General features: G+C 73.6%; 15 protein-coding genes, 1 tRNA gene and 1 riboswitch. Of the genes, 7 read left to right on the forward strand and 9 right to left on the reverse strand.

Annotation, left to right across the window (positions count from 1 at the left end; genetic code table 11):
- Window positions 1-395 precede the first annotated feature (395 nt).
- Window positions 396-944 (reverse strand): MarR family winged helix-turn-helix transcriptional regulator, encoded by a 549-nt coding sequence (locus ACZ404_RS22760; RefSeq protein ID WP_468442666.1) that lies wholly within the window; start codon window positions 942-944, stop codon window positions 396-398.
- Window positions 945-1,078: 134 nt separating this feature from the next.
- On the opposite strand from ACZ404_RS22760, the gene ACZ404_RS22765 reads away from it, so the two are divergent.
- Window positions 1,079-2,353 carry an MFS transporter gene (locus tag ACZ404_RS22765; protein ID WP_468443183.1) on the forward strand — a complete coding sequence of 425 codons (1,275 nt, stop codon included), beginning with the start codon at window positions 1,079-1,081 and terminating at the stop codon, window positions 2,351-2,353.
- Between the two features lie 51 nt (window positions 2,354-2,404).
- Here the strand turns inward: ACZ404_RS22765 and ACZ404_RS22770 are convergent, their stop codons facing one another.
- Window positions 2,405-4,048 carry an ATP-binding SpoIIE family protein phosphatase gene (locus ACZ404_RS22770; protein WP_468442668.1) on the reverse strand — a complete coding sequence of 548 codons (1,644 nt, stop codon included), beginning with the start codon at window positions 4,046-4,048 and terminating at the stop codon, window positions 2,405-2,407.
- A 130-nt stretch (window positions 4,049-4,178) separates the two neighbouring features.
- Window positions 4,179-5,558 (reverse strand): NAD(P)/FAD-dependent oxidoreductase, encoded by a 1,380-nt coding sequence (locus tag ACZ404_RS22775; RefSeq protein ID WP_468442670.1) that lies wholly within the window; start codon window positions 5,556-5,558, stop codon window positions 4,179-4,181.
- 377 nt (window positions 5,559-5,935) lie between these two features.
- Between ACZ404_RS22775 and ACZ404_RS22780 the strand changes: the two genes are divergently transcribed.
- A complete protein-coding gene (locus tag ACZ404_RS22780) occupies window positions 5,936-6,715 on the forward strand; it encodes a TetR/AcrR family transcriptional regulator (RefSeq protein ID WP_468442672.1) in 780 nt (259 codons plus the stop codon).
- Window positions 6,716-7,340: 625 nt separating this feature from the next.
- Window positions 7,341-9,206, forward strand: coding sequence for a sigma-70 family RNA polymerase sigma factor (locus tag ACZ404_RS22785; RefSeq protein WP_468442674.1), 1,866 nt, complete (start codon window positions 7,341-7,343; stop codon window positions 9,204-9,206).
- On the opposite strand, the gene ACZ404_RS22790 is transcribed toward ACZ404_RS22785, so the two are convergent.
- Both ACZ404_RS22790 and ACZ404_RS22795 read right to left on the reverse strand, forming a co-directional pair.
- Window positions 9,193-12,516, reverse strand: a complete 3,324-nt coding sequence (locus ACZ404_RS22790) for an AfsR/SARP family transcriptional regulator (protein WP_468442676.1) — start codon at window positions 12,514-12,516, stop codon at window positions 9,193-9,195. The two genes, ACZ404_RS22785 and ACZ404_RS22790, sit on opposite strands and share 14 nt — an antisense overlap.
- Before the next feature lie 97 nt (window positions 12,517-12,613).
- Window positions 12,614-14,695 (reverse strand): asparagine synthase-related protein, encoded by a 2,082-nt coding sequence (locus ACZ404_RS22795; RefSeq protein ID WP_468442678.1) that lies wholly within the window; start codon window positions 14,693-14,695, stop codon window positions 12,614-12,616.
- 745 nt (window positions 14,696-15,440) lie between these two features.
- On the opposite strand from ACZ404_RS22795, the gene ACZ404_RS22800 reads away from it, so the two are divergent.
- The 4 genes from ACZ404_RS22800 (at window position 15,441) to ACZ404_RS22815 (ending at window position 20,455) form a co-directional block, all read left to right on the forward strand.
- Complete coding sequence (locus tag ACZ404_RS22800; RefSeq protein ID WP_468442680.1) at window positions 15,441-16,862, forward strand: MFS transporter; 1,422 nt, start codon at window positions 15,441-15,443, stop codon at window positions 16,860-16,862.
- Window positions 16,863-16,931: 69 nt separating this feature from the next.
- Entirely contained in the window at window positions 16,932-18,149 is a 1,218-nt protein-coding gene (gene lhgO / locus ACZ404_RS22805) for an L-2-hydroxyglutarate oxidase (RefSeq protein ID WP_468442682.1), read from the forward strand.
- A 97-nt stretch (window positions 18,150-18,246) separates the two neighbouring features.
- Window positions 18,247-19,071 carry a tRNA (guanosine(46)-N7)-methyltransferase TrmB gene (gene trmB / locus ACZ404_RS22810; protein WP_468442684.1) on the forward strand — a complete coding sequence of 275 codons (825 nt, stop codon included), beginning with the start codon at window positions 18,247-18,249 and terminating at the stop codon, window positions 19,069-19,071.
- An 82-nt stretch (window positions 19,072-19,153) separates the two neighbouring features.
- A complete protein-coding gene (locus ACZ404_RS22815) occupies window positions 19,154-20,455 on the forward strand; it encodes a PrsW family intramembrane metalloprotease (RefSeq protein WP_468442686.1) in 1,302 nt (433 codons plus the stop codon).
- 57 nt (window positions 20,456-20,512) lie between these two features.
- Here ACZ404_RS22815 and ACZ404_RS22820 read toward each other — a convergent pair whose 3' ends face one another.
- The 4 genes from ACZ404_RS22820 to ACZ404_RS22835 all read right to left on the reverse strand — a co-directional run bounded on the left by ACZ404_RS22820 (window position 20,513) and on the right by ACZ404_RS22835 (window position 24,413).
- On the reverse strand, window positions 20,513-21,460 hold the full coding sequence (locus tag ACZ404_RS22820; protein ID WP_468442688.1) for an aldo/keto reductase: 948 nt from the start codon (window positions 21,458-21,460) through the stop codon (window positions 20,513-20,515).
- Between the two features lie 143 nt (window positions 21,461-21,603).
- Window positions 21,604-22,638 carry a M23 family metallopeptidase gene (locus ACZ404_RS22825; protein WP_468442690.1) on the reverse strand — a complete coding sequence of 345 codons (1,035 nt, stop codon included), beginning with the start codon at window positions 22,636-22,638 and terminating at the stop codon, window positions 21,604-21,606.
- A 9-nt stretch (window positions 22,639-22,647) separates the two neighbouring features.
- A riboswitch (cyclic di-AMP (ydaO/yuaA leader) is annotated at window positions 22,648-22,814 on the reverse strand.
- A 325-nt stretch (window positions 22,815-23,139) separates the two neighbouring features.
- Window positions 23,140-23,213: transfer RNA gene (locus ACZ404_RS22830), tRNA-Met, on the reverse strand.
- Between the two features lie 66 nt (window positions 23,214-23,279).
- Window positions 23,280-24,413 carry a dihydrofolate reductase family protein gene (locus ACZ404_RS22835; RefSeq protein ID WP_468442692.1) on the reverse strand — a complete coding sequence of 378 codons (1,134 nt, stop codon included), beginning with the start codon at window positions 24,411-24,413 and terminating at the stop codon, window positions 23,280-23,282.
- Window positions 24,414-24,465: the final 52 nt, after the last annotated feature.

The following is a 24,465-nucleotide window of genomic DNA, read 5'->3' on the forward strand; positions in this document are numbered from 1 at the left end:
GCTGTTGAGTTCTCAAGGAACGGACGCTTCCTTCGTACTCACCCTCTCGGGCTTTCCTCCGGGCGCTTCCCTTCGGTGTTTCCGACTCTATCAGACCTTTTCAGTGCCTGACCCCCAGTCAGCGGGGCTTGTCTTCCGGGCCGTTGGGCCCTTCCGACGTCTCAAACCTTAGCGGATCCTTCCGGCGATTCCTAATCGGGCCGCCGAGCCCCTATTCGAATTGAATTCGGGCGCGCCGAAATCAACCCCGTCGGGAGATCATGCTGTGGTTGAGGTGCCGCTCGAGGCGGCGGAGGTGCTGTCGAAGAACCGTTACGGCTCCGCGGCAACCCGAAGAACTTTACGGACCGGGCAGAGGCGTGTCAAGCGCCGCCCGTCAAGATCTTTTCGGCGGCTCAGTCCAGGTCGCTCAGCCGGCCGCCGGCGTCCGGCTGGGCGTGCTCCACGCGGCGCAGCAGCCGGGTCAGCACCTCGCCGAGGACGGTGCGCTCGGCGGGGGTGAGGTCCTGGAGCAGGTCCTCCTCGAAGACGGTGGCGAGGCGCATGGCCTCCAGCCACTTCTCACGGCCCTCGGGCGTCAGCTCGACGATGACCCGGACCCGGTTGGACTCGTCCCGCTCCCGGGTGACGAGCCCCTCGGTGACCATGCGGTCGATCCGGTGCGTCATGGCGGCCGGCGTGAGGCCGAGCCGCTTGGCGAGGTCGCTGGGACCCATGCGGTACGGGGCGCCGGAGAGGACCAGGGCCTTGAGGACCTCCCACTCGGCGTTGCTGATGCCGAGGGCGGAGGTCTGGCGGCCGTAGGCGACGTTCATACGGCGGTTGAGCCGGGACAGCGCCGACACGATCTTCTCGACCTGGGGATCGAGGTCCCGGAACTCGCGCTGGTAGGCGGCGATCTGTTCTTCGAGGGTCGGCTCGGTGACGCCGGACGTGTCGGCCATGGCCGCAGTATCGCACGCGGTCCCTTTGCCTTGAAGTCCTTGGATGTGTACTCTTTAGCTTCGAACTTTAGCTTTGAAGTCTTCACTCCTAACTAGTGAGAGAGGTGAACGTGACCAGGGCGATGGGCGCAGCGATGCGCCGGATCCACGTGGGCAACGCACTCAGCGCTTTCGGGCTCGGCTTCACGGTCCCCTACCTGTACGTCTATGTGGCGCAGGTGCGGGGCCTGGGGGCCATGACGGCGGGTCTCGTGCTCGCCGTCTTTGCCGTGGCCGCGCTGATCGTGCTGCCGTTCGCCGGCCGGGCGATCGTGCGGCGCGGCCCGCTGCCGGTCCTGCTCGCCGCCCTGGTCCTGGCCGCGCTGGGCGCGCTGAGCCTGGGGCTCGCTGCAAGCGCCGGTGCCGTACTGCTGTCGGCCGCGGCGCTCGGGGCCGGGCAGGCCGTCATGCAGCCCGCGCTGGCGACGATGATCGTGGACTGCTCGTCGGCGGAGACGCGGTCGCGGGCGTTCGCCCTGCAGTTCTTCCTGCAGAACCTCGGGCTGGGTGTCGGTGGCCTGATAGGCGGGCACCTCGTCGACACCACGCACGCCTCCTCGTTCACGCTCCTCTTCGCCATCGAAGCGGCGGTGTTCCTGCTGCTGGTCGTGGTGATGGCGACGGTGCGGATGCCCCATGCGCCGCGCATCGCCGACATGGCGGACGCACCGGCCGCTCGTGCCGCGAAGGGCAGCCTGCGGGAGCTGCTCGGAAACCGCGCGATGGTGCAGCTCTGCGTGCTCGGCTTCGTGCTGTTCTTCGCGTGCTACGGACAGTTCGAGTCGGGGCTGAGCGCGTACGGCGTGGAGGCCGCGGGGATATCCACCTCCGCGCTCGGTACGGCGCTGGCGGCGAACACGATGATGATCGTCGTGGCGCAGTTCGCCGTGCTGAAGTTCGTGGAGCGACGGCGCCGGTCCCGGGTGATCGCCGGTGTGGGGCTGATCTGGGCCGTCGCGTGGCTCGCGGCGGCGTACGCGGGGCTGGGGCATGGCAGCCAGGAGATGGCCACCGCGGCCTTCGTGTCGACGTACGCGCTGTTCGGGCTGGGGGAGGCGATGTTGTCGCCGACCGTTGCGCCCTTGGTGGCGGATCTGGCGCCGACGGGCATGGCGGGGCAGTACAACTCCGCGTTCGCGCTGGTCAAGCAGTTGGCTTTGGCGGTGGGGCCCGCGGTGGGCGGGCCGCTGGCGGCGTCGCTGCACGGGGCGTACGTCGTGACGTTCCTGCTCTTCTCGCTGGGGATCACGGGGTTGGCGCTGCGGTTGGGCCAGGGGCTGACCGTCGCGCAGGACCAGCCGTGGGCCGCCGCGCGGAGCCGGGTGGTGGCCCGAGGCGGAGCCACCGAGCCGGCCACCGCCGAGGCGTAGCGGCTGCGCGCGAGTGCCGACAGCGCGGCCCGACGGCCGGACCCCGGCCGGCTAGCCCTTCGGCAGAAGGAACTCGCACCACACGGCCTTCCCCCCGCCCGGGGTTTTCCGGGAACCCCAGTGGGAGGCGATGGTGGCCACGATGGCGATGCCTCTGCCGGACTCGTCGCCCGGTTCCGCTCGGCGCCGGCGTGGCAGGTGGTCGTCGCCGTCGGTCACCTCGATGATCAGGCGGCGGTCGGTGCGGCGGAGCCGCAGCCGCATGGGTGGCGTGCCGTGCTGGAGGGAGTTGGCGACCAGCTCGCTGGTGGCCAGCACCCCCGCGTCGTGCAGATCGGCGGGGAAGCGCCAGCTGGTGAGCACGCCGGAGGCGAACGCGCGGGCGCGGGGCGCCGCCTCGACGCCGCCGAGGAGTTCCAGCGCCGCGTTGCGGAACAGCTCGCCCTCCGGGCCCGTACGAGCCGGGTGCTGGAGGACGAGGACGGCGACGTCGTCGTCGTGGTCGGCGGTGACGCCGGCCGAGCGGACCAGACGGTCGCAGACCACCTGGGGCGTGCCGGTCGCGCCGGACAGTGCGCGCTCCAGGGCGGCGATCCCCTCGTCCAGGTCCTCGTTGCGCCGCTCGACCAGGCCGTCCGTGTAGAGGACCGCCGTGGAGCCGGGGCCGAGCGCGATCGAGCCCGAGGCGTGCATCCAGCCGCCGGTGCCGAGCGGGGGGCCGGTGGGTTCGTCGGCGCGGGAGACCGTGCCGTGCTCGTCGCGGACCAGGATGGGCAGGTGACCGGCCGAGGCGTACACCAGCCGGCCCTCGTTGGGGTCGTGGACGGCGTAGACGCAGGTGGCGATCTGGTTGGCGTCGATCTCGATGGCGAGACCGTCGAGGAGCTGCAGGACCTCGTGCGGGGGGAGGTCCAGACGGGCGTAGGCGCGGACGGCGGTGCGCAGCTGGCCCATCACGGCGGCCGCGCGCACGCCCCGGCCCATGACGTCGCCGATCACGAGCGCGGTGCGGCCGCCGCCGAGGGTGATCACGTCGTACCAGTCGCCGCCGACCGCCGCCTCCGTGCCGCCGGGCTGGTAGGTGGCGGCGATGCGCAGGTCGTCCGGTTGTTCGAGTTCCTGGGGGAGCAGGGAGCGCTGCAGGGTGACGGCGGTCTCGCGCTGGCGGCGCTCGCTGGCGCGCAGCCGCTCGGCGGCCTCGGCGTGATCGGTGACGTCGGTGGCGAAGACCAGGACCGCGCCGTCGCCGCCGGTCTCGGCGACCGGGGTGCAGGTGAACGTGTAGGAGCGGCCGTCGAGCGCCTTGCGGGACTTCAGGGTGCGGGGCTTGCCGCTGCGCAGCACCTGGTCGAGGAGGGGCAGCAGGCCCAGCTCGGTCAGCTCCGGGAGGACGTCGCGGGCCGGCTCGCCGAGGAGCCGTACGCCGAAGGCCGCCGTGTAGGCGTCGTTGACGTAGGCGACGCGGTGGTCGGGACCGTGGACGAGGGCGACGAGGGCCGGGACGCGGTCGAGGACGTCCCGCGCGGGCAGTTCGTCGACGGCGGGCAGGGGTGCTGTTCCGTCGGCCGGCGGTTCGGCGCGGGCCGCGGGTACGGAGCCTTCCCCCCGGCGGTCCAGGGGGACCGCGGTCTCGGTCCGCGCGGCGGCGCGGCGCTGCGTTCCGGGGAGCCGGGCGCTCCAACGCGTGAAGTTCACAGTGGGGAAAGCCTCGTGGGTGCTGAGGGCGGGCAGGAGCCCGTCCAAGGACGTGGGGCAGTCTGGCAGGTGGCCGTCCGCGGCGATATTCGTCAGACGCCCGGGCGGGCCGTGGAGTTCCTGGGTCCGGTCAGGACGACCCCTTCGGGTCGTCGGAGGGGCTGTGAGGAGGCTTTCCACCGGCCGCGAGTTCGAACTCCGCACGGGGATGTTCGAGTGAACCGAGCGAGACGATCTCCCGTTTGAAGAGTCCGGCGAGGGTCCACTCCGCGAGGACCCGGGCCTTGCGGTTGAAGGTGGGCACCCTGCTGAGGTGGTAGACGCGGTGCATGAACCAGGCAGGGTAGCCCTTCAGCTTGCGCCCGTAGACCTGGGCGACGCCCTTGTGCAGGCCGAGGGAGGCGACGGAGCCGACGTACTTGTGCGCGTACGTCTCCAGGGGTTCGCCGCGCAGGGAGTGGACGATGTTGTCGCCGAGGACCTTGGCCTGACGCACCGCGTGCTGGGCGTTGGGGGCGGTCTCGGTGCCGGGTTCGGCGGCCGTGACGTCCGGGACGGCCGCCGCGTCGCCGGCGGCCCAGGCGTGCTCGGCGCCGTCGACGGTCAGCTCGGCGGTGCACTTCAGGCGGCCGCGCGCGGTCAGGGGCAGATCGGTGGCGGCGAGCAGGGGGTGCGGCTTGACGCCGGCGGTCCACACGACCGTGCGGGTCGGGAAGCGCTGGCCGTCGCTGAGGACGGCGACGCGGTCGGCGCAGGAGTCCAGGCGGGTGCCGAGCAGGACCTGGATGTTGCGGCGGCGCAGCTGAGTGACCGTGTAGCGGCCCATCTCCTCGCCGACCTCCGGGAGGATGCGGTCGGAGGCCTCGACGAGGATCCACTTCATGTCCTCGGGGCGGACGTTGTGGTAGTAGCGCGCGGTGTAGCGGGCCATGTCCTCCAGCTCGGCGAGCGCCTCGACCCCGGCGTAGCCGCCGCCGACGAAGACGAAGGTGAGGGCGGCGTCACGGATCGCGGGGTCGCGGGTGGAGGAGGCGATGTCCATCTGTTCGATGACGTGGTTGCGCAGGCCGATGGCCTCTTCGACGGTCTTGAAGCCGATGGCGTACTCGGCGAGGCCGGGGATGGGCAGGGTGCGGGAGACGGAGCCGGGGGCGAGGACGAGTTCGTCGTAGCCGATGAGTTCGGCGGCCCTGCCCTCCTCTGCGGTGGCGAGCGTGGTGACGGCGGCGGTGCGTACGGCGTGGTCGATGGAGGTGACCTCGCCGACGACGACGTGGCACTGGTCCAGGACGCGGCGCAGCGGTACGACGACATGGCGGGGGGAGATGGAACCCGCGGCCGCTTCCGGAAGAAACGGCTGATACGTCATATAGGGGTCGGGAGTGACGACAGTGATGTCGACGTCACCCTGCCTGAGCTCCCGTTTCAACTTACGCTGCAGGCGCAGGGCCGTGTACATCCCGACGTAGCCGCCGCCGACAACCAGAATGCGCGCGCGTTCCTTCACCATCCCATGACGCACCCGGCGCTGTTGTTTGTCCACAGCCCCGGCAATTTGTGTGACTGGCGATCCGGTGTGCGCGGGGTTCGGCGCACCGTCGGGGTGGGGAGAAAGCGGGCAGGTCAGCGGGGGCGGGAGGGAGGGGGCGAAGGGGTGGAATCGGGGCGTACCTGCCCCGTACTCCGATCGAGGGGCGCTTTGTACGGAACGTGCCCCTTCTGAATTGACTCCCTCTCAACTATGTTCGTGTGTCGACGGAGTGTAGGGAATGTGGTCGAACGGGTCCGCGAAGGCGGGCCCGCTCATGGACCGAGGCCGGTTCCGCGCACTCCGGATTCAGTGGCGGGGAGTCTCCGGGGGGAGACGTCATTTTCCGGGGGAACAACATGCATGTTCAGGACACGCATTGGTCGTCGGCAAGCGCTCTCGCGTCGGGCGCCGGGACGGTGAGCGCGGCGGCGGGCAACGGGCGGCCGGACGCGGGGCGTACAGCGCCGTTGCGGGTGGATGCTCAGCGCAATCTGGAGCACGTGCTGCGGGCTGCGCGTGAGGTGTTCGGCGAGCTGGGGTACGGCGCGCCGATGGAGGACGTGGCGCGGCGGGCGCGGGTCGGGGTCGGGACGGTGTACCGGCGGTTCCCGAGCAAGGACGTGCTGGTGCGGCGGATAGCCGAGGAGGAGACGGCGCGGCTGACCGAGCAGGCTCGGGCGGCGCTCGGGCAGGAGGAGGAGCCGTGGTCGGCGCTGTCGCGCTTCCTGCGGACGTCCGTGGCGTCGGGGGCGGGGCGGTTGCTGCCGCCGCAGGTGCTGCGGGTCGGCTCCGCCGGTTCCGCCGACTCCGGCGGTCCGGTTGGCTCGGCCGGGTCCGGGGACGAGGCGCGGGTGCCTCAGCAGCGGTCGCAGTCGGACGGTGCGGGGCTGCGGCTGGTGCCGGACGGTGCCGGGATCGGGGATGACACCGGGGCCGGGGCCTTGCTCGAGGTGGTCGGGCAGTTGGTGGAGCGGGCTCGGGCGGCGGGTGAGCTGCGGACGGATGTGTCGGTGGCCGATGTGCTGCTGGTGATTGCCACCGCTGCGCCGTCGCTGCCGGATGCGGCGCAGCAGGCCGCGGCTTCTGCGCGGTTGCTGGACATTCTGCTGGAGGGGCTCCGGTCTCGGCCTGCGTAGACCGAGCCCCGCCGCCTCGGCTCCGCCTTCGTCCACCTTCGCCCTCCCACCCGCAGCACCCGTGCGGCTGTCACGACCGGGTACGGGTGGCCCCCTCCCGGGCCGAACACCGTCGGCGAGTGCCGGACCGTGCGCGACGAGCGGGTGCGGTGGCGCCCTCACGCGGCTGAACGCCGACGGCGCAGGCGGGGCGGGCGGCTATCGCGGTCGGGTACCGATGGTTCCCTCGCGGGCCGAACACCGTCGGCGAGTGCGGGACCGTGCGCGGCGGCCGGAACGCCGACGGCGGGCGTGCGGTGGGCAGGGCGCCTGCGCGGCACGGCGTCGTCGGCGGGGGCCGGGCGGGCGGCTGATGTCCTTGGGTGTGGGTGAGCCCTGCTGCGGGCTGAGCGCCGTCGATGAGGACGGGAGCGGTGGGCAGCGGGGGCCGGCGGCCGGTGGAGTCGTCTGCTCGCGTCGCGACTGGCGCCCTTGGTTCCGGTTGCCCGGCTCCGTTGCTCGCCGGATGCCGGGCGGGGTTTCAGAGGGTGAGGTGCGCTCGGATGGGTGATGGGACGTGGGGGAGGCGTGTGGGAGGCTGAGGCCTTGACGGGTTGGGCTCGGCCGGGGGCGGGGGCTTTGCGCGATGGGTGTGGGTGGGCAGGACGAATCGCGTGGGGGCGGAGAGACCGCCTCGCCCCGGGTGCCCGGGCAGGGCGGCGACAGGCCGTTGCTCGACGCGGGCGTCGAGGGGTGTGTGCCTGCTCAGCGGGACGGGCGGGCGGGGGCGCCGGCCGGTGACGGTGAGCTGATCGCGCGGATGCGGGGCGGCGACGACTCCGCCTACGAGGAGCTGTACCGGCGGCATGCGCAGGCGGTGCGGCGCTACGCGCGCAGTTGCTGCCGGGACGCGCACACCGCCGACGATCTGACCGCCGAGGTCTTCGCCCGCATGCTGCAGGCCGTGCGCGGCGGTTCGGGACCCGAGCACGCCGTACGTGCCTATCTGCTGACCTCGGTGCGGCGCGTGGCCGCGCGCTGGGTCGCCTCCGCGCGGCGCGAGCACCTCGTGGACGACTTCGCCGTGTTCGCCCAGCAGGCCTCCCGCTCGGCCGAGGCCGGCGCCGACGCGACCCTGGACCAGGGCGCCGATGTGCGCGCCCTGCACGAGGCCGAGCAGTCCATGGCCCTGCGGGCCTTCCGCTCGCTGCCCGAACGCTGGCAGGCCGTGCTGTGGCACACCGAGGTGGAGGACGAGTCGCCCAGCGAGGTGGCCGTCCTGTTCGGCCTGGACGCCAACGGCACCCGGGTGCTGGCGAGCCGTGCCCGGGAGGGGCTGAAGCAGGCCTATCTGCAGGCCCACGTCAGCGCCTCCCTCGCCGGTGACGAGGAGTGCGCCCGCTACGCCGATCAGCTCGGCACCTACGCCCGCCGCAAGCTGCGCGTCCGCGCCGAGCGGGGTCTGCGCAAGCACCTGGCCGAGTGCGCCGGGTGCCGGCTGGCGGCCACGCAGATCGAGGAGGTCGCGAGCGGCATCCCGGCCGTCGTACCGGTCGCCGTCCTCGGCTGGTTCGGGGCCGCCGGGTATGCGAAGGCGCTCGGCATCGTCGCCGGCGGCGCCGGAGCGGGCGCAGCGGGTGCCGCCGCGGCGGCCGGCGGGTCCTCTTCCGGAGCGGGAGCGGGAGCGGGCGGCGGGGGCGCAGCTGCCGCCGAAGGGGCCGGCGCGCCGGTCAAGGCCGGTATCGCGGCCGGTGTGGTCGCGGTGGCCGCCACCACGGTGGCCCTGGCCCTGCTGAACCAGGGCCACCCGGCCAAGGAGGTCGCCGAGCCGGCGGCGCCGTCCGCGCCCGTCGCCCGGCAGTCGTCGTCCGTACCCGCGCCCCGGCCCAGTAGTGACAAGCCTCCGGTGAAGTCCGTGGCCGCGGCGCCCGGGCCGAGCCGGGCGTCCGCGCCCACGCCGAGCCCCTCCCCGACGCCGGCGGAACCGAGCCGGTCAGCGGCTCCCAGGCCCACGCCCACGCCCACCCCGACGCCCAGTCCCACACCGACCCCGACGCCCACTGCGCCGCCCGCTGCCACCGTCTACCAGTGGAGCGACCTGCGCTACGACGTCGACGGCGACGGCACCCGGCCCGAGATGCGGCTGCGCGCGAGCAGCTGGGTGTGGCAGCGGTACGGCATGTCGATCGGCGGCGAGCAGTACGCGCGCGGTGTCACCGTTCACGGCCTGTCCTCCGTCACCGTCGACCTCAACCGGCCCTGCACCGCCTACGACGCCCTGGTCGGCGTGGACGACCTGACGCTCCGGCTCGGCAAGGTCACCTTCTCCGTCTACGCCGACGGGGTCCGGCTGTGGCGGTCCGGGGTCGTCAAGGAGGGCGAGGCCGCCGTGCCCGTCCATGTGGACCTGACCGGGCGCCGGACCGTACGCCTCGTCGTGGAGCCGCACAGCAACGTCTTCGACCGGGCCGCGCTCGCGGACTGGGCCGAGGCCCGGTTCAGCTGCCGGTAGCGGAGATCGCCGGCCCGTGGGTGGCCACCGCCTCCCGCAGTTGGCGCAGGACGTCATCGGTGGTGAGCGCCGCGCCACGGCCGCGCTCGGTCGCGTAACGGGCCGGGGACAGAGTCGCACGGGCCTCGGCGTCGAGCCGTGCGGCCGTGGTGCGCTCGGGCTCGGGGCGCGGGTGGCCGGCGCGCCAGTGGTCGGCGGCGGCGAACAGCCGTACCGCGCCCGGCAGGTCGCCGAGCCGGGCCAGCAGGTCGGCGGCGAGGTCCACCAGCGCGGCCGTGGTCGTCTCGGCACAGCGCCGCTCCACGGCCACCCGGAGCGCCCGGGCGGCGATCGGCAGCGCGGCCCCGGCACCGGTCTCGTCGGCGGTGACGAGAGCCTCGACCGCGCGCAGCGCTACCTCGAACTGGGGTGGCGCGGTACCTCCCGCAGCTGCCGCGCGGGTCGCCTCGTAGAACTCGCGCGCCCGGGCCACGTCCCCGTCGCGCTGGGCGAGGAGGGCGCGCAACAGCAGGACGAACGCCCGGGACTCGCCCACTCCGTACCGGTCGGCGGCGGCGCCCGCCTCGTCCAGGGCGGCCAGGGCGGCCGCGCGGTCCCCGGAGCGGTAGGCGATCTCGGCGAGCCGGGCCATGAGGAACGGCGACTCGGCGTAGGCACCCACCTCGTAGGCGAGGCGCAGGGCCTCCTCGTACTCCCCGCGGGCCTCCTCGTGTCGGCCGCGGACCATGGCCGCCTCGCCGGCCGCGCTGCACACCTGCGCCCGCATCCACCGGTCGCCGACGCGCCGGCTGAGGTCCCGCAGCTCCGCCAGGTCCTCGTCGACGCCCCGCAGGTTGCCGGGCGAGTCGACGACCACGTGGGCGCGGTACATCAGGGCCACACCGGTCTCCCAGTCACCGCCGTGTTCCCGGCAGTTGGCGACCGCCGCGTTCATGTCGGGGCCCAGGTCGGCCGGGCTGCCCAGGTAGTAGGCGGTCAGCGGCCAGATGAGGCCGGGCAGCCGGGCGGCCTGCGGGCCGCCGCCCTCGTAGGCGGCCCGGACGCGCGCGAGGTACTCCGGAGCCCGCTCGCCGCTCGCGAGGGTCTCGGTGCCGGACTCGGAGGTCAGAAACAGGTCGAGCATCCGCAGGTCCATGCGCAGCTCCCGCAGCGGGTGGCCTTCCTCGCCGTCGGGAGCGGCGAGGAAGGCGCCCACGGGATCGGCCGACGCCACCCGGGCCGCCAGGTCGTCCGCCGCCGCGCCCTCGGGCAGGGTGTCCAGGGCGACGCCGAGGCGAAGCACCAGCCGTACCCACTCCACGGCCTCCTGGCGGTGGTTGCGCAGCCACCAGAACCAGCCGAGCGCCAGGGCGATCGCTCCCGCCTCGGCCTCCTCGCCGGCCCGCACCGCGCGGTCGAGGGCCGCGCGGATGTTGTCGAGTTCGCTCTCCAGGCGGGAGATCCAGGAAAGCTGGGCGGCCGACCGCAGCTGTGGCTCCGCCTGCTCGGCGAGGGCGCGCACCCACGCGCGGTGGCGCCGCTCGGCCGCCGCGCGCAGCTCGGGGGTCTCGGCGGCGCGTTCGGTGGCGTACTCGTGGATGGTCTCGAGCATGCGGTACCGCATGACGGGGGTGCCGTCCGGGCCGTCGTCCGCGCCGTCCGGGGCGGCGACGACGAGGGACTTGTCCACGAGGGCGCCGATCAGGTCCGCCGCAGGGCCGGTGCAGACGGCCTCGGCGGCCGCGAGGTCCCAGCCGCCGGCGAACACCGATATCTCGCACAGCATCGTGCGCTCCCGCTCGTCCAGCAGGTCCCACGACCAGTCGACGACCGCGCGCAGGGTCTGCTGGCGGGGCAGGACCGTGCGGCTTCCGGAGGTGAGCAGGCGGAAGCGGTCGTCCAGCCGGTCGGCGATCTGCCGCGGGGTCAGCAGCCTGAGCCGGGCCGCGGCCAGTTCGATGGCGAGCGGCAGGCCGTCCAGGCGGCGGCAGATCTCCGCCACGGCCTCGGTGTCGCGCAGCACGGCGCCGGCGTCGGGACGGACGGCCCGCGCGCGCTCCGCGAAGAGGCGGCGCGCCTGCTCGGGGGCGAGGGGTTCGACCGGGCGCACCGACTCACCCGGAACGCCCAGGGGTTCACGGCTGGTCGCGAGGATCGTGAGCCCCGGGCAGTGGGTGAGGAGGGTCTCGGCGAGGGTGGCGACCGCGCCGATGACATGCTCGCAGTTGTCAAGGATCAGGAGTCGGCTGCGCGGGGCGCAGTACTCGATCAGCAGGGCGACGGGGTCGGCCTGCGGGGTCGCCAGGTCGTTGGTCAGCAGGACGGTCTCGCGCAGACCGAGGGCGCTGACGACCGCGCCGGGCACCGCCTCCGGCAGGTCGAGCCGGGCGAGCTCGACCAGCCAGGCCTGGGGCAGCCCTGCGGCGGCCTCCTCGGCGAGGCGGGTCTTTCCCGAGCCGCCCGGTCCGGTGAGGGTGACCAGACGGGCTCTGTGCAAGTCGGAACGAATGGCCTCGAGTTCTGGTTCCCGGCCCACGAAGGACGTCAGGCGGGGGCGGAGGTTGCCCGCCCGCTCCGGGGGATGCGGGGGCGCCGGAACGGCCGCGGGCGGGGGCTGCTGCAGCAGCAACGAGGCGTGCAGGGCCTGGAGTTCCGGGCCGGGGTCGGTGCCGAGGGTGTCGGCGAGGGTGCGGCGGACGGACTCGTGGGCGGCGAGGGCGTCGGCGGGGCGGCCGGTGTCGCGCAGGGCGCGGATGAGGAGGGCGTGCAGAGGTTCGTCGTACGGGTGCGCGGTGGCCAGTTCCGTCAGCTCCGGTACGACGTCCCGGGCACGGCCGAGGTCGAGGGCCGCGGCGGCGCGGGCGCGGGTGGCCTCCAGGCGCAGGGTCTCGGGGCGGGTGGCCGCGGTGCGGTCGGGAAGGTCGGCGAGGGCGGGGCCGCGCCAGAGGGCGAGGGCGTCGGTGAGGGCGCGGTGGGCGGTGGCGGGGTCGCCTGCGGCGAGGGCCTGGGTTCCGGTGCGGGTGAGGCGTGTGAAGACGTGCAGGTCGACGTCGTCCTCGGTGGCTTCGAGGCGGTAGCCGCCGGGGGTGGAGGTGACGGTGTGCCGGCCGAGGGTGCGGCGCAGTCGCCCGACGAGGGCCTGCAGGGCGGCGGGGGCGTCCAGGGGCGGGGTGTCGGCCCAGACGTCGTCGATCAGGGTGTCGGGGCTGGTGGTGCGGCCGGGCCGGAGGGCGAGGGCGACGAGGAGCGCACGCAGACGCCGGCCGCCGAGGGGCAGGGCCGTGCCCTGGTCGCCCACGGCCTCGGTCGTGCCAAGGATTCTGTACCGCACGGGGTCATTGTCGCGGGAACGGCACCTGTGCACCCGACGGAGCCGCAACTCCCCGGCGGCGCGGCGAACTGAGCGACCGGCCACCAGCCACCCGCGGTCACCCGGTGCCGGACGCCAGCGCGTCGCGGCGCGGCTGGATCCCGGAGGGCACCGCGCGGGAGCGGGCCGGGGTGCCGGTCCAGCAGGTGCCCCGGCGGGAGAGGAGGCGGCGGAGCCAGAGTTCGAGCGAGACGAGGTCGGCGAGGCCGTCCAGGGGGAGGGGTTCGCCCGCCGCGGTGGTGCGGATGGCCTTGCGGATCACCCGGGCCTCCACCAGCCCCGCCTCCGCGAGCAGCGGCGTGGCGAAGAGGTCGACCAGGGAGTCGGCGGCCAGCCGCAGCCCCGCGCGTGTGGCCGCCGCCGAGGACGCGTGGGAGGGGGCGCCCCAGCCGGGCGGGAGGCCCGCGACGCCGGCGCCCTCCAGGACCGTGCGGAGGATGGCCGCGCGGGCGCCGGGCCGGACGCGCAGCGCCTCGGGCAGGTCGCGGCAGGCGCGGACCACCTGGTTGTCGAGGAAGGGCGCGTGCAGGCGCTGGGAGCGGATCTCGGCGGCCTGTTCCAGCACGCGCAGGTCGGCCGCGTAGCGGGCGAGGGCGGCACGCGCGCGGTGGTCGCCGGGGCGCTGGGCGGGGGCCACCGCGGAGCGGTCCGCCTCCGCCTGGAGCAGAACCGATACTTCAGCCAGGGCCTCTCCGGTCAGCCAGCGTGCCGCCGGCCCGGGTCTGGCCCAGGTCAGCGCGGCGAGGGACGCGCCGACCGCACCCCCCGGCTCCTCGAAGCGGTGCCCCATGAGCCGCTCGGCGAGCAGCAGCAGGCCGGCCCGGTACGGGGTGCGCGCCAGCCGCCGGGCCGCGCTGTACACGCGCGCGGGGACCATCACCGAGCCGTCGGCCTTGGCGAGCGCGGCGACCGGCCGGACCAGGTGCCGCCGCTTGCGGTCCATCAGGAGGTCGGCGAGGCGGGCGGGGTGGGCGTCCAGGACCTGCCGGGCGCCGTGGCCGGTGAAGTGGTCGGCGCTGCCGGCGGCGAACCGCGCGCGGTGACGGGCCGCCAGGACCAGCGAGGGCCCCGGCTCGTCGGTGAGCGGACCGTCGAGGTCGGCGTACGGCAGCGCGTCCTCGCCGCCGGTGACCACCACGTGGTGCAGCCGCGGGTTGGCCGCGAGGGTCCCCGCGCGCTCCAGTTCGGACTCGCGGCCCCCGACGGCCAGGTCGTTGAAGGTGACGGCGAGCAGCCGCTCCCCCGCGCCCGTGCCGTGCCCGAGCAGCGTGCCGGGCCGGCCGGGCAGTCCGGCGGCGAGCAGCGCCAGGGTGCCGGAGGCCGGTCCGCCGGACAGGTCGGCGCCGATGCCGGGGGCGGGCATCCCGCGCGCGGCCCGCCGCTCCGCCGGACCCATGCCGGGCACCGGCCCGGGGTCGAGGTCCGGCACGTGCCGGGGCGCCGACAGCCGCGCGCGTACCGCCTCGATCAGGGCGTCGCGTACGGCGTCCACCGCGCGGTCGGGATCGGCCGGGGGCGCGGCCACGGCGAGGGAGGCGACCGGCTCGTACCCGGCGACCTCGCGCGCCCCCGCGCGAAGGATCAGCGCATGCCCCGGCGGAATGCGCCGTACGCCCTCGTAGGGGGTGGTGTCGCGCAGGGCGGCCGGTACGTCGGGGGCGGCGAGCAGGGCCGCCAGGTGGCCGAAGTCGAGGTTGGCCTCGATGAGGTCGGCGAGCGGGAGCGCGGCCGTGGCATAGGCGGTGCCGCCGGCCCAGGGCGTGTGGAAGACCGGGCGGGCGCCCGCGAGATCACCGCAGACGGTGACCCGGCGGCCCACCTGGACGACGGCCGTGTAGCTGCCGGGCCAGGTGGTCAGATGGCGCAGTGCGCCCCCGCGCGCGGTGAACAGCGCGCGGCGCAGTTCCTCGTCGGTGGCGCCGCAGGTGCCGAGGACGGCGATCCGGTTCTGGGCGTCGGCGCGCACCACCCGCACCTCGTCCGGGCGCCAGTCGCCGACGGCCCACAGCGGATCGGGGTCGCCCCACAGCAGCTGCGAGCCGACCGGGTGCAGGGTCTCGCCGTCGTGTCCGACGGCGCCCGCGGAACCGGTTCCGGCGGCGCCCGCGGCGGTGCTGCTCCAACCCACCAACCACCGCATCGACGCCTCCACAGGCTGTGGACAACCAGTGCACCGCACGAACGGTTCCCCATGCTGCCATGAAGAACACGGCGCGGAGGGGCGGCGGCGCCGCCTTCGGCGGAAGGAAAATCCCGGAGGACGCGGCAGGGCAGGGGGCGGGGCGGCGCGCTCGGACGGGGTGAACAGCCGTACGGGACACGGCGGGTGGGCCACCGGCGAGGCCGGGGTGCGACGTGAATGCGCCCCCTGGATGCGCCCCGGAAACGCCCTTCGCGCCCTCAAGTGCCGTGGTGGGAGCGGTAATCATCCGCTTCGGGCAGGGTCTATTTTCGGCCAAATACTGGAGGCCGCTCAGAAGTTGAGCACGCTCCGTACAGGCCCCGAGGGGGCACGGCGACTCGGGCACGCGCACAGTCCGGGAGGCGGGCATCGCCTCCCGGACCGGTCCGCCACCCGCGGGGATGAAGGTGGCGGTGTCCCCCAGCCCACTGGATCCAGTACAGCGGGCCGACCCACGCAGGTCCCATGGAACCGCTCCCCCGGTGGCCGGAGAAGAGCGCACGGACGGGCGCACGGCCACACGCCCAGGGGCACGCCGCGACGGCGTGTGCACGGTGCGTACAGGCCCGTACTCCCGTACGGACCACAATCCCGCCATCCGGAACAATGCCCCTTAACGCTTGGGATGCGGCGAACTACGCTGGGTTTACGAATGCCGCACGGTTATGCCAGCGCGGCAGCCGTCTGTGTCGAGGGGTGGCGCATGTCCAGGGAGCAACGCGGGCCGAACGAAAAACTCGGCGCCGTTCTCGCCCTCGCGGGAATCAGCAACGCAGGCCTCGCACGACGCGTCAACGACCTTGGTGCGCAGCGCGGCCTGACTCTTCGCTACGACAAGACCTCGGTGGCGCGCTGGGTGTCGAAGGGGATGGTGCCGCAGGGAGCGGCGCCCCACCTCATCGCGGCCGCCATCGGCCAGAAGCTCGGCCGCCCGGTGCCGCTCCACGAGATCGGCCTGGCGGACGCGGATCCCGCACCCGAAGTCGGCCTCGCCTTCCCCCGGGACGTAGGACAGGCGGTGAGATCGGCCACCGAGCTGTACCGGCTCGACCTCGCCGGGCGCCGGGCCGGTTCCGGCGGCATCTGGCAGTCCCTCGCCGGTTCGTTCGCGGTGAGCGCATACGCAACGCCCGCCTCGCGCTGGCTGATAACCCCCGCCGACAGCTCGGTCGCGCGGGAGGCGAACTCCGCGGAGGACTCCGGCGCACCGATCAAAGTCGGCCACAGCGATGTGCAGAAGCTGCGGGAGGCCGCCGAGGACGCCAGGCGCTGGGACTCCAAGTACGGAGGCGGCGACTGGCGTTCGTCCATGGTGCCGGAGTGCTTAAGGGTCGAGGCGGCACCGCTGCTGCTCGGCTCGTACTCCGACGAGGTGGGCCGCGCCCTGTTCGGGGCCACCGCCGAACTCACCCGGCTCGCCGGGTGGATGGCCTTCGACACCGGCCAGCAGGAGGCGGCGCAGCGGTACTACATCCAGGCGCTGCGCCTCGCGCGCGCGGCGGCGGACGTGCCGCTGGGGGGCTACGTCCTGGCTTCCATGTCGCTGCAGGCGACCTACCGGGGCTTCGGCGACGAGGGCGTCGACCTGGCGCAGGCCGCGCTGGAGCGCAACCGGGGGCTGGCGACCGCGCGGACCATGAGTTTCTTCCGGCTGGTCGAGGCGCGGGCCCACGCGCGCGCGAACGACGCGCAGGCGGCCGGCGCGGCGCTCAAGGCGGCCGAGGGATGGCTCGAGCGGGCCCGGGACGGGGACAACGACCCCTCCTGGCTGGGTTTCTACGGATATGACCGGTTCGCCGCCGACGCCGCGGAGTGCTACCGGGACCTGAAGGCGCCGCGCCAGGTGCGCAGGTTCACCGAGCAGGCGCTGTCGAAGCCGACGGAGGAGTTCGTGCGCTCGCACGGACTGCGGCTGGTGGTGTCCGCCGTCGCCGAACTGGAGTCGGGCAACCTGGACGCCGCCTGCGAGCAGGGGGTGCGGGCCGTGGAGGTGGCGGGGCGGATCTCCTCCGCCCGGACCACCGAGTACGTGAAGGATCTCCTGCACCGGCTGGAGCCGTACGGGGACGAGCCACGCGTGGTGGAGCTGCGGGAACGGGCCCGGCCGCTGCTGACTCCGGCGTAGGAACGTGACCTCTGCCCCTCCCGCGTTTGAAGGCGTTGTCAGTGGCGCAGTGCACTATCGAGGTGGGAGGTGGTGCAGGTGCGGGTCGGGGCGTACGACTGTGACGTGCTCGTGATCGGTGGGGGGATCGTCGGGCTGTCGACGGCGTATGCGATCACGCGGAGCGCGCCGGGGACACGGGTGACCGTGCTGGAGAAGGAGCCGGGGCCCGCCCGGCACCAGACGGGGCGCAACAGCGGGGTCATCCACAGCGGGATCTACTACCGGCCGGGCTCGCTCAAGGCGCGGTACGCGGTGCGGGGCGCCGCCGAGATGGTCAAGTTCTGCGCGGAGTACGGCATCGCGCACGCCGTCACCGGCAAGCTGATCGTCGCCACCGAGCGCGAGGAGCTGCCCCGGCTGCACGCCCTGGTGCAGCGCGGCCGGGAGAACGGGATTCCGGTGCGCGAGCTGGGCCCCGCCCAGCTCGGCGAGTACGAGCCCGAGGTGCGGGGTCTGGCCGCCATACACGTCGGGACGACCGGGGTGTGCGACTTCGTGGGCGTGGCCCGGCAGCTGGCGCAGGCCTCGGGTGCGGAGATCAGGTACGGCGCCCGGGTGGTCCGCGTCGACCGCCGTCCGGAGCGGGGCGTGGCCGTGCTGACCGCGGCCGGGGACGTCGTCCGCGGACGCGTGCTGGTCAACTGTGCCGGGCTGTACTGCGACGAGGTGGCCCGGCTGGCCGGCGACGAACCGGGGATGCGGATCGTGCCGTTCCGGGGGGAGTACTACGAGCTGGCACGGCCGGAGCTGGTGCGGGGGCTGGTGTATCCGGTGCCGGATCCCGCCTTCCCGTTCCTCGGCGTGCATCTCACGCGCGGGATCGACGGGGGTGTGCACATCGGGCCCAACGCGGTCCCGGCGCTGGCCCGGGAGGGGTACGGCTGGGGGGTCGTGCGGCCCCGGGAGCTGGCCGGGACGGTGGCCTGGCCGGGGTCCTGGGTGATCGCCCGGCGGCACTGGCGGTACGGCGGCGGGGAGCTGCGGCGCTCGGTGTCCAAGCGGGCGTTCCTGGACGCGGTGCGCCGGCTGCTGCCCGCCGTGGAGGAGGAGGACCTGGTGCGGGCCCCTGCCGGGGTGCGGGCGCAGGCGGTGCTGCGGGACGGGACGCTGGTGGACGACTTCCTGATTCGGGAGGGGGCGCGGGCGGTGCATGTGCTGAACGCGCCGTCTCCGGCGGCCACTGCCTCTCTGCCCATCGGGCGGGAGGTGGGGCGCCGGGTGCTGTCGATGCTCGGGGCGGTGTAGTGCCGCACGTCCGAGGGGGCGCCACCCCCGGCCCCCCCGTTCACCGCTCGCCCGCCCGGCACTGTCGCTCACGAGGCGCCGTAAAATCTGTCCTACTGTGTCTGACTTCCTCAACGCCCCCGAAGCCCCCGCGCCGGTCCCCCATGCCCCCGGTGTGTCCGTCCGGCACACCCGGGCCAAGGGCGAGCCCCGTTTCCCCGACGGGCCCCGGGCCGATCCCGCCGGGTCGCACTTCGAGCGGCGGATCCGCAGCTTCCAGCCGCGCCGCAGCCGGGTGACGGCCGGGCAGGCCGACGCACTGCAGCGGCTGTGGCCCCAGTGGGGACTGGACATCGACGGGCAGCGGGTGATCGACCTCGCCGAGCTGTTCGGCAACGACAACCCGGTCGTGCTCGAGATCGGGTTCGGGATGGGCGAGGCCACCGCGCAGATGGCCGCCGGGGACCCGGGGACCAACATCCTCGCCGTGGACGTGCACACCCCCGGGCAGGGCAATCTGCTGAACCTGGCGGAACGGAACGGGCTGTCCAACGTCCGGGTCGGCAACGGCGACGCGATCATCCTGCTGCGGGAGATGCTCCGCCCCGACTCGCTCGACGGACTGCGGGTGTACTTCCCCGACCCCTGGCCCAAGAAGCGGCACCACAAGCGGCGGCTGATCCAGCCCGAGTTCCTGACGCTGGCCGCGAGCCGGCTGAAGCCCGGCGCGATCGTGCACTGCGCGACCGACTGGGAGCCGTACGCCGAGCAGATGCTCGAGGTGCTCGACGCCCATCCGGACTTCGAGAACACCCGCGCCGACGGCGGTTTCGCGCCGCGTCCCGCGTTCCGGCCGCTGACCCGTTTCGAGGGACAGGGGCTGGACAAGGGACATGTCGTGAACGATCTGCTGTTCCGCCGCGTACCGCACCTGGACCGATAGCCGACGCCGGCCGCGGGCGGGCCGGTACCGGCAGCACCGACACCACCCGTCTCCTCGTCCGGTCACCGATAGGGTCGATGCCGTGGCCACCAGTCCTGCGTACCCGATGTACTCACCCGGCCCCGGAAGCGGAGCGCACCCTCACTGGTGGCAGCGCCGGTGGGTGCGCTACGGGGCGCTGATCACATTGCTCGCGCTGTCCGGGCTGGTCATCCTCGCCCTGGTGCGGCGGCAGACCGGCACGGAGGGCTTCCTGGTCGGGCTGGGGCTCGCGGTCCTGCCCGTGCCCTGGCTCATCGCGGCGTTCCGGTGGCTGGACCGGGTCGAGCCCGGGCCCTGGCGCAACCTCGTCTTCGCGTTCGCGTGGGGCGCGTGCGCGGCGGCGCTGATCGCCATCATCGCCAACAGCTTCGCGACCCGCTGGATAGCCACCTCCACGGCCGACCCGAGCAGTGCCGACACCCTCGGCGCGACCGTCATAGCACCGGTCGTGGAGGAGTCCGCCAAGGCCGCCGCCCTGTTGCTGGTGTTCCTCTTCCGCAGGCGGGACTTCACCGGCATCGTGGACGGGGTCGTGATAGCGGGGATCACCGCGACCGGCTTCGCGTTCACCGAGAACATCCTCTACCTGGGCACGGCCTTCGGCACCGACCAGCTCACCGGTGGCCGCGGCATCGCCTCCGTCACCGCCGCCACCTTCTTCGTGCGCGTCGTGATGTCGCCGTTCGCGCATCCCCTGTTCACCGGGCTCACCGGTATCGGCTTCGGCCTCGCCGCGCTCAGCGCGGAGCGCCAGCACGTCCGGCGCGCCCTCCTCCCGCTCGGCGGGCTGCTGCTCGCGATGAGCATGCACGCCTTCTGGAACGGCTCCTCGGCCTTCGGCGAGTTCGGGTTCTTCGCGGTGTACGCCGCCTTCATGGTGCCCGCGTTCGGGCTGCTGACCTGGCTCGCGATATGGACCCGGCAGCGGGAGCTGCGCACGGTGCGGGAGGAGCTGCCGGTGTACGTGTACGCCGGGTGGCTGGGACCGGGCGAGCCGTTCGCGCTCGGCTCGATGAAGGCCCGGCGGCTGGCCCGGGACCACGCCCGGCAGCACTTCGGGGGGCGCCCGGCGGCACGGGCGGTGGCACAGTACGAGGCCTACGCCACCTCGCTCGCCTTCCTGCGGCACCGGGGGCGGCGGGGGCGCGCGGGGACGGACTTCGTCGCACGGGAGCGGGAGCTGCTCGCCGAGCTGTGGAGGCGCAAGGACGTCGCCCGGCCGGCCCTGGAGTACGCGGCCCGGGCGTCCGCGCCGGCGCCGGTTCGGGTGCCGGCGGCGTACTGGACGCCGTACGGGTACCCGGCGGCGCCGTACCCCGCTTACAACCCGTACCGGTCGTAGAGCCACGGGGCACGGCGGGTTCGGCGCCGCCGGAGTGCGCCGTCGCGAACGGAGGGGTCAGGCCGACGCGTCCGTGAGCTTCTTCAGCTCCTCGTCCGTCAGCCGGAGCTGTGCCACGCCCAGCAGCGCCGGGAGCTGGTCCACCGTGCGGGCCGAGGAGATCGGGGCCGTGACCGTCGGCTGGGCGGCGAGCCAGGCCAGGGCGACCGTGGCGACGGGGGCCTCGTGGGCCCGGGCGATCTCGTCCAGGGCGGTGAGGACCTTCTGGCCGCGCTCGGACTCCAGGTGCTTGGCGGCCCCTGCCGCGCGGGCACTGTCGACCGTCGTACCCGGGCGGTACTTGCCGGTGAGGAACCCGGAGGCCAGGGCGAAGTACGGCACGGCCGAGAGGCCCTCGCGGGCGGCCAGGTCCTGCAGCGGGCCCTCGTAGGTGTCCCGGGAGACCAGGTTGTAGTGGGGCTGGAGCGCGACGTAGCGGGCGAGGCCCTCGCGGTCGGAGAAGTCGAGCGAGGCCTGGAGGCGCTCGGCGCTGATGTTGGAGGCGGCGATGTGCCGGACCTTGCCGGCCTTCACCAGCTCGTCCAGGGCGCCGATGATCTCCTCGACCGGCACCTCGGGCTTGTCGAAGTGGGTGTAGTAGAGGTCGATGTAGTCGGTGCCCAGGCGGTGCAGCGAGGCGTCGGCGGCGGCCTTGATGGTCGCGGCGGACAGGCCCTGGAACTGCGGGTGCTGGCTGACCTTGGTCGCGATGACGACGTCGGAGCGGTTGCCGCGGGCCTTGACCCACTTGCCGATGATCGTCTCCGACTCACCGCCCTGGTTGCCCTCGACCCACGCCGAGTAGGAGTCGGCCGTGTCGAGGAAGTTGCCGCCGGCGGCCGTGTAGGCGTCCAGGACGGCGAAGGAGGTCTCCTCGTCGGCGGTCCAGCCGAAGACGTTGCCGCCGAGGGCCAGCGGGAAGACCTCGAGGTCGGAGGAACCGAGTTTGCGCAGAGAAGCAGTCATGTGTCGGTTCAACGATCACGTGCGCCCCACGGATTCCGGGATGCGTACGAACGGTGTGCAAAACGATGCGCCACAACGACCGGCAGCCCTGACGTCGGGGGGGATGCCGTCAGGGCTGCCGGGACTTTCGGGGCGGGGTGGGCTCAGGGGTTGAGGCCCTTGCCGCGCAGCCAGGCCATGGGGTCGATGCCGGTGGCCTGGCCGCCGGGGTGGACCTCCAGGTGCAGGTGCGGGCCGGTGACGTTGCCGGTGGCGCCGACGCGACCGATGACCTCGCCGGTGGACACCTTCTGGCCGACCTTGACGTTGATCGAGGACTGGTGGCAGAACCACAGCTCGGTGCCGTCGTCGAGGGTGAGGATCGTGCGGTAGCCGTAGGAGCCGGCCCAGCCGGCCTCGGTGATCGTGCCGCTGTGGATGGCCTTGATGAGGGTGCCGGTGGGGGCGGCGAAGTCGAGGCCGGTGTGGTAGCCGGAGGACCACATCGAGCCGGCCTCGCCGAAGGTCGAGGTGATCGTGTACGACGACGTCGGCAGCGTGTACTGCTTGGCCAGCGCGGCCAGGCGCGCGGCCTCGGCCCTCTTCTTGGCGGCGGCCTCGGCCTCGGCCTTGGCGTCGGCCGCCTCGGCGGCGGCCGTCTTCTCCGCCTTGGCGGCCGCGGCGATGACCTGCTTCTGGTCGGCGGCGACGGCGGCCGCGGTGGCCTTGAGGTCGGCCTTGCTCTGCTGCTGCTCGGCCTGCGCCATGATCCGGTTGCGCAGGGCCTCGCCCGCGTCGGAGCCGTTCTGGTCGCTGTCGGTGGCCGTCGTGCCGACGGTGCTGAGGGAGGCCTGCGTGGCCTGCGCGTCGGAGTGGTCGTCGCCGAACAGGGAGCCGACGGAGGGCAGGTCGGGCATGGAGATGGACACCGGAGGCTTGCCGGTGTTGGCGCTGGCCATGCCACCCGCGCCGACCGCCGCTATGACGCCGACGCCGAGGACGGTGGAGCTGCGGGCGAGCCCGCCGCCGCGCTGCCGGGCGACCCGGTGGCGGCCACGGACCGGGCGGAGGGACTCCTCGGTGGGGTTCCACTCCTCCCACGGGCCCTCTTCGGGGCGGTGGTCGCCGTAGCCGAAGGTGTCGAACTCGCGCTGAGCCGGCACGAACGGGGCTTCGGGGGCAGGCCGGTTGGACGCCACGCGGGCGTACTCCTTTCCTTCCTCCGCCTACCGGGTTAGCTGACGGGTTCGGAGCAGGAAGGTCTCCTACGCGCGTATACCTGGCGTGGACTCTGCGAGTTCACGTCGGCATCCGCGTGATTCACCCCAGGGTGGTGGTTCCCCGGTTCCCTTGCGGGATTCGGCGCGTGCGCACGGAGCCGTCTCGGGTGACGGCTGGGACGACCGCGCTGCGTTATCGAACGTTAATAGACCGGCGTATGAGATTCCAAGCTGTTCCGCTTGATCATTAGTGCCGATTCAGCGGGACGTACACGCCATGACCCGCTCAAACCGGACTAGTTGACCGACGTTCAGGAGTCACTGCCGGTTTTGATGGTGACTCAGTCGTGATGCGGAGGGCTTCCGTCCGATCACCCTGAGTAGTAACACTCTGAGGAGTAAAGGGGCATCGTCGGGACACGAGCCGGGAAACGCTCAGGGCCGGGATCCATGTGCTGGATCCCGGCCCTGAGCCTTCAGTAGCGGGGACAGGATTTGAACCTGCGACCTCTGGGTTATGAGCCCAGCGAGCTACCGAGCTGCTCCACCCCGCGTCGTTGTGACTCCAGTGTACGCCATGCGCGGGGTGCCGAGCACACGGCTTGTGCGTGACCTACGGCTCAGGGCAGCAGATGGGCGTTCGGCCGCTTCGCCAGGTCCTCGAACTGCGGCAGCAGGACGACGTCGGCGCCCGCGCCGACCAGCACACCGGTTCCGTCGGCCGCCGTGACGAACGTGTCCGGTTCTCGCCAGGCCGTGACCACCCGCCGTACCCCCGCGTCGACGATCAGACGGGCGCAGGGTGCGGGGCGGGAGGCGCGGCGGGAGCAGGGCTCCAGGCTGCTGTAGACGGTCGCGCCGGCCAGGCGCGGGTCCGCCGGGTCGGTCTTGGCGAGGGCCGCCTCCTCGGCGTGCACCACCGGGTCGCCGCCCTCGCGCGAGTGGCCGCGGGCCAGCTCGGTGCCGTCGGCGGCCACCACCACCGCGCCGACGCTGAAGGCCGTCTCCGACGGCGGGCACAGAGCGGCCAGCTCGCAGGCGGTGCGCAGCCAGTGGCGATCGGCGGCGCTGGGCTCGCGGCCGGTGCCGGGGGCGGTGGGCTCGTAGCGCATCAGGACGACGTCCTCGATCCGGCGGCTCTCGGCGAGGCGGAGCCGGCCGCCCTGGTACGCCCCCGGGCCGAACAGGCGCGGCGCCGCCGGGTCGCCGACGAACAGCGGGGCGAGCACCAGCTGCAGCTCGTCGGCGAGGCCCCGCTGGAGGAGCTGGGTGTGCACGGTGCCGCCGCCCTCGACCATCAGACGGCGGACGCCGCGCACGTCGTGCAGGTGCTCCAGCAGGGCGCGCCAGTCGAGCTCGGGGCCGAGGGAGACGACGTCGGCGGTGCCGCCGAGCGTGCGCGTGGCGGCGTCGGCGCCCTTGTCGGTGGTGTACACGAGCTTCTCGCCGCCGGTGTGCCAGAAGTGGGCGTCCGGGTCGAGGTCGCCGGATGCGGTGACGGTGACCTTCAGGGGGTACTCGGGTCTGCCCTCGGCCCGGCGGGCCGCGCGACGCTCGGGCGCGTTGACCAGGAGGCGGGGGTTGTCGGCGCGGATGGTGCCGGCGCCGATGAGGATGGCGTCGACCGAGGCGCGCACCTCGTCGACCCGGTCGAAGTCGGCCGGGCCGGAGAGCAGGAGCCGGTCGGGGCCGGTGTCGTCCAGGTAGCCGTCGAGGGAGACGGCGGCGGACAGCAGGACGTACGGGTACGGCATCGGCGCGCTCCCTCTGATGGAACCCGGCGGTCCCGGTTTCGACGGCGATCTT

The sequence above is a fragment of the Streptomyces sp. NPDC030798 genome (genome assembly GCF_055572275.1).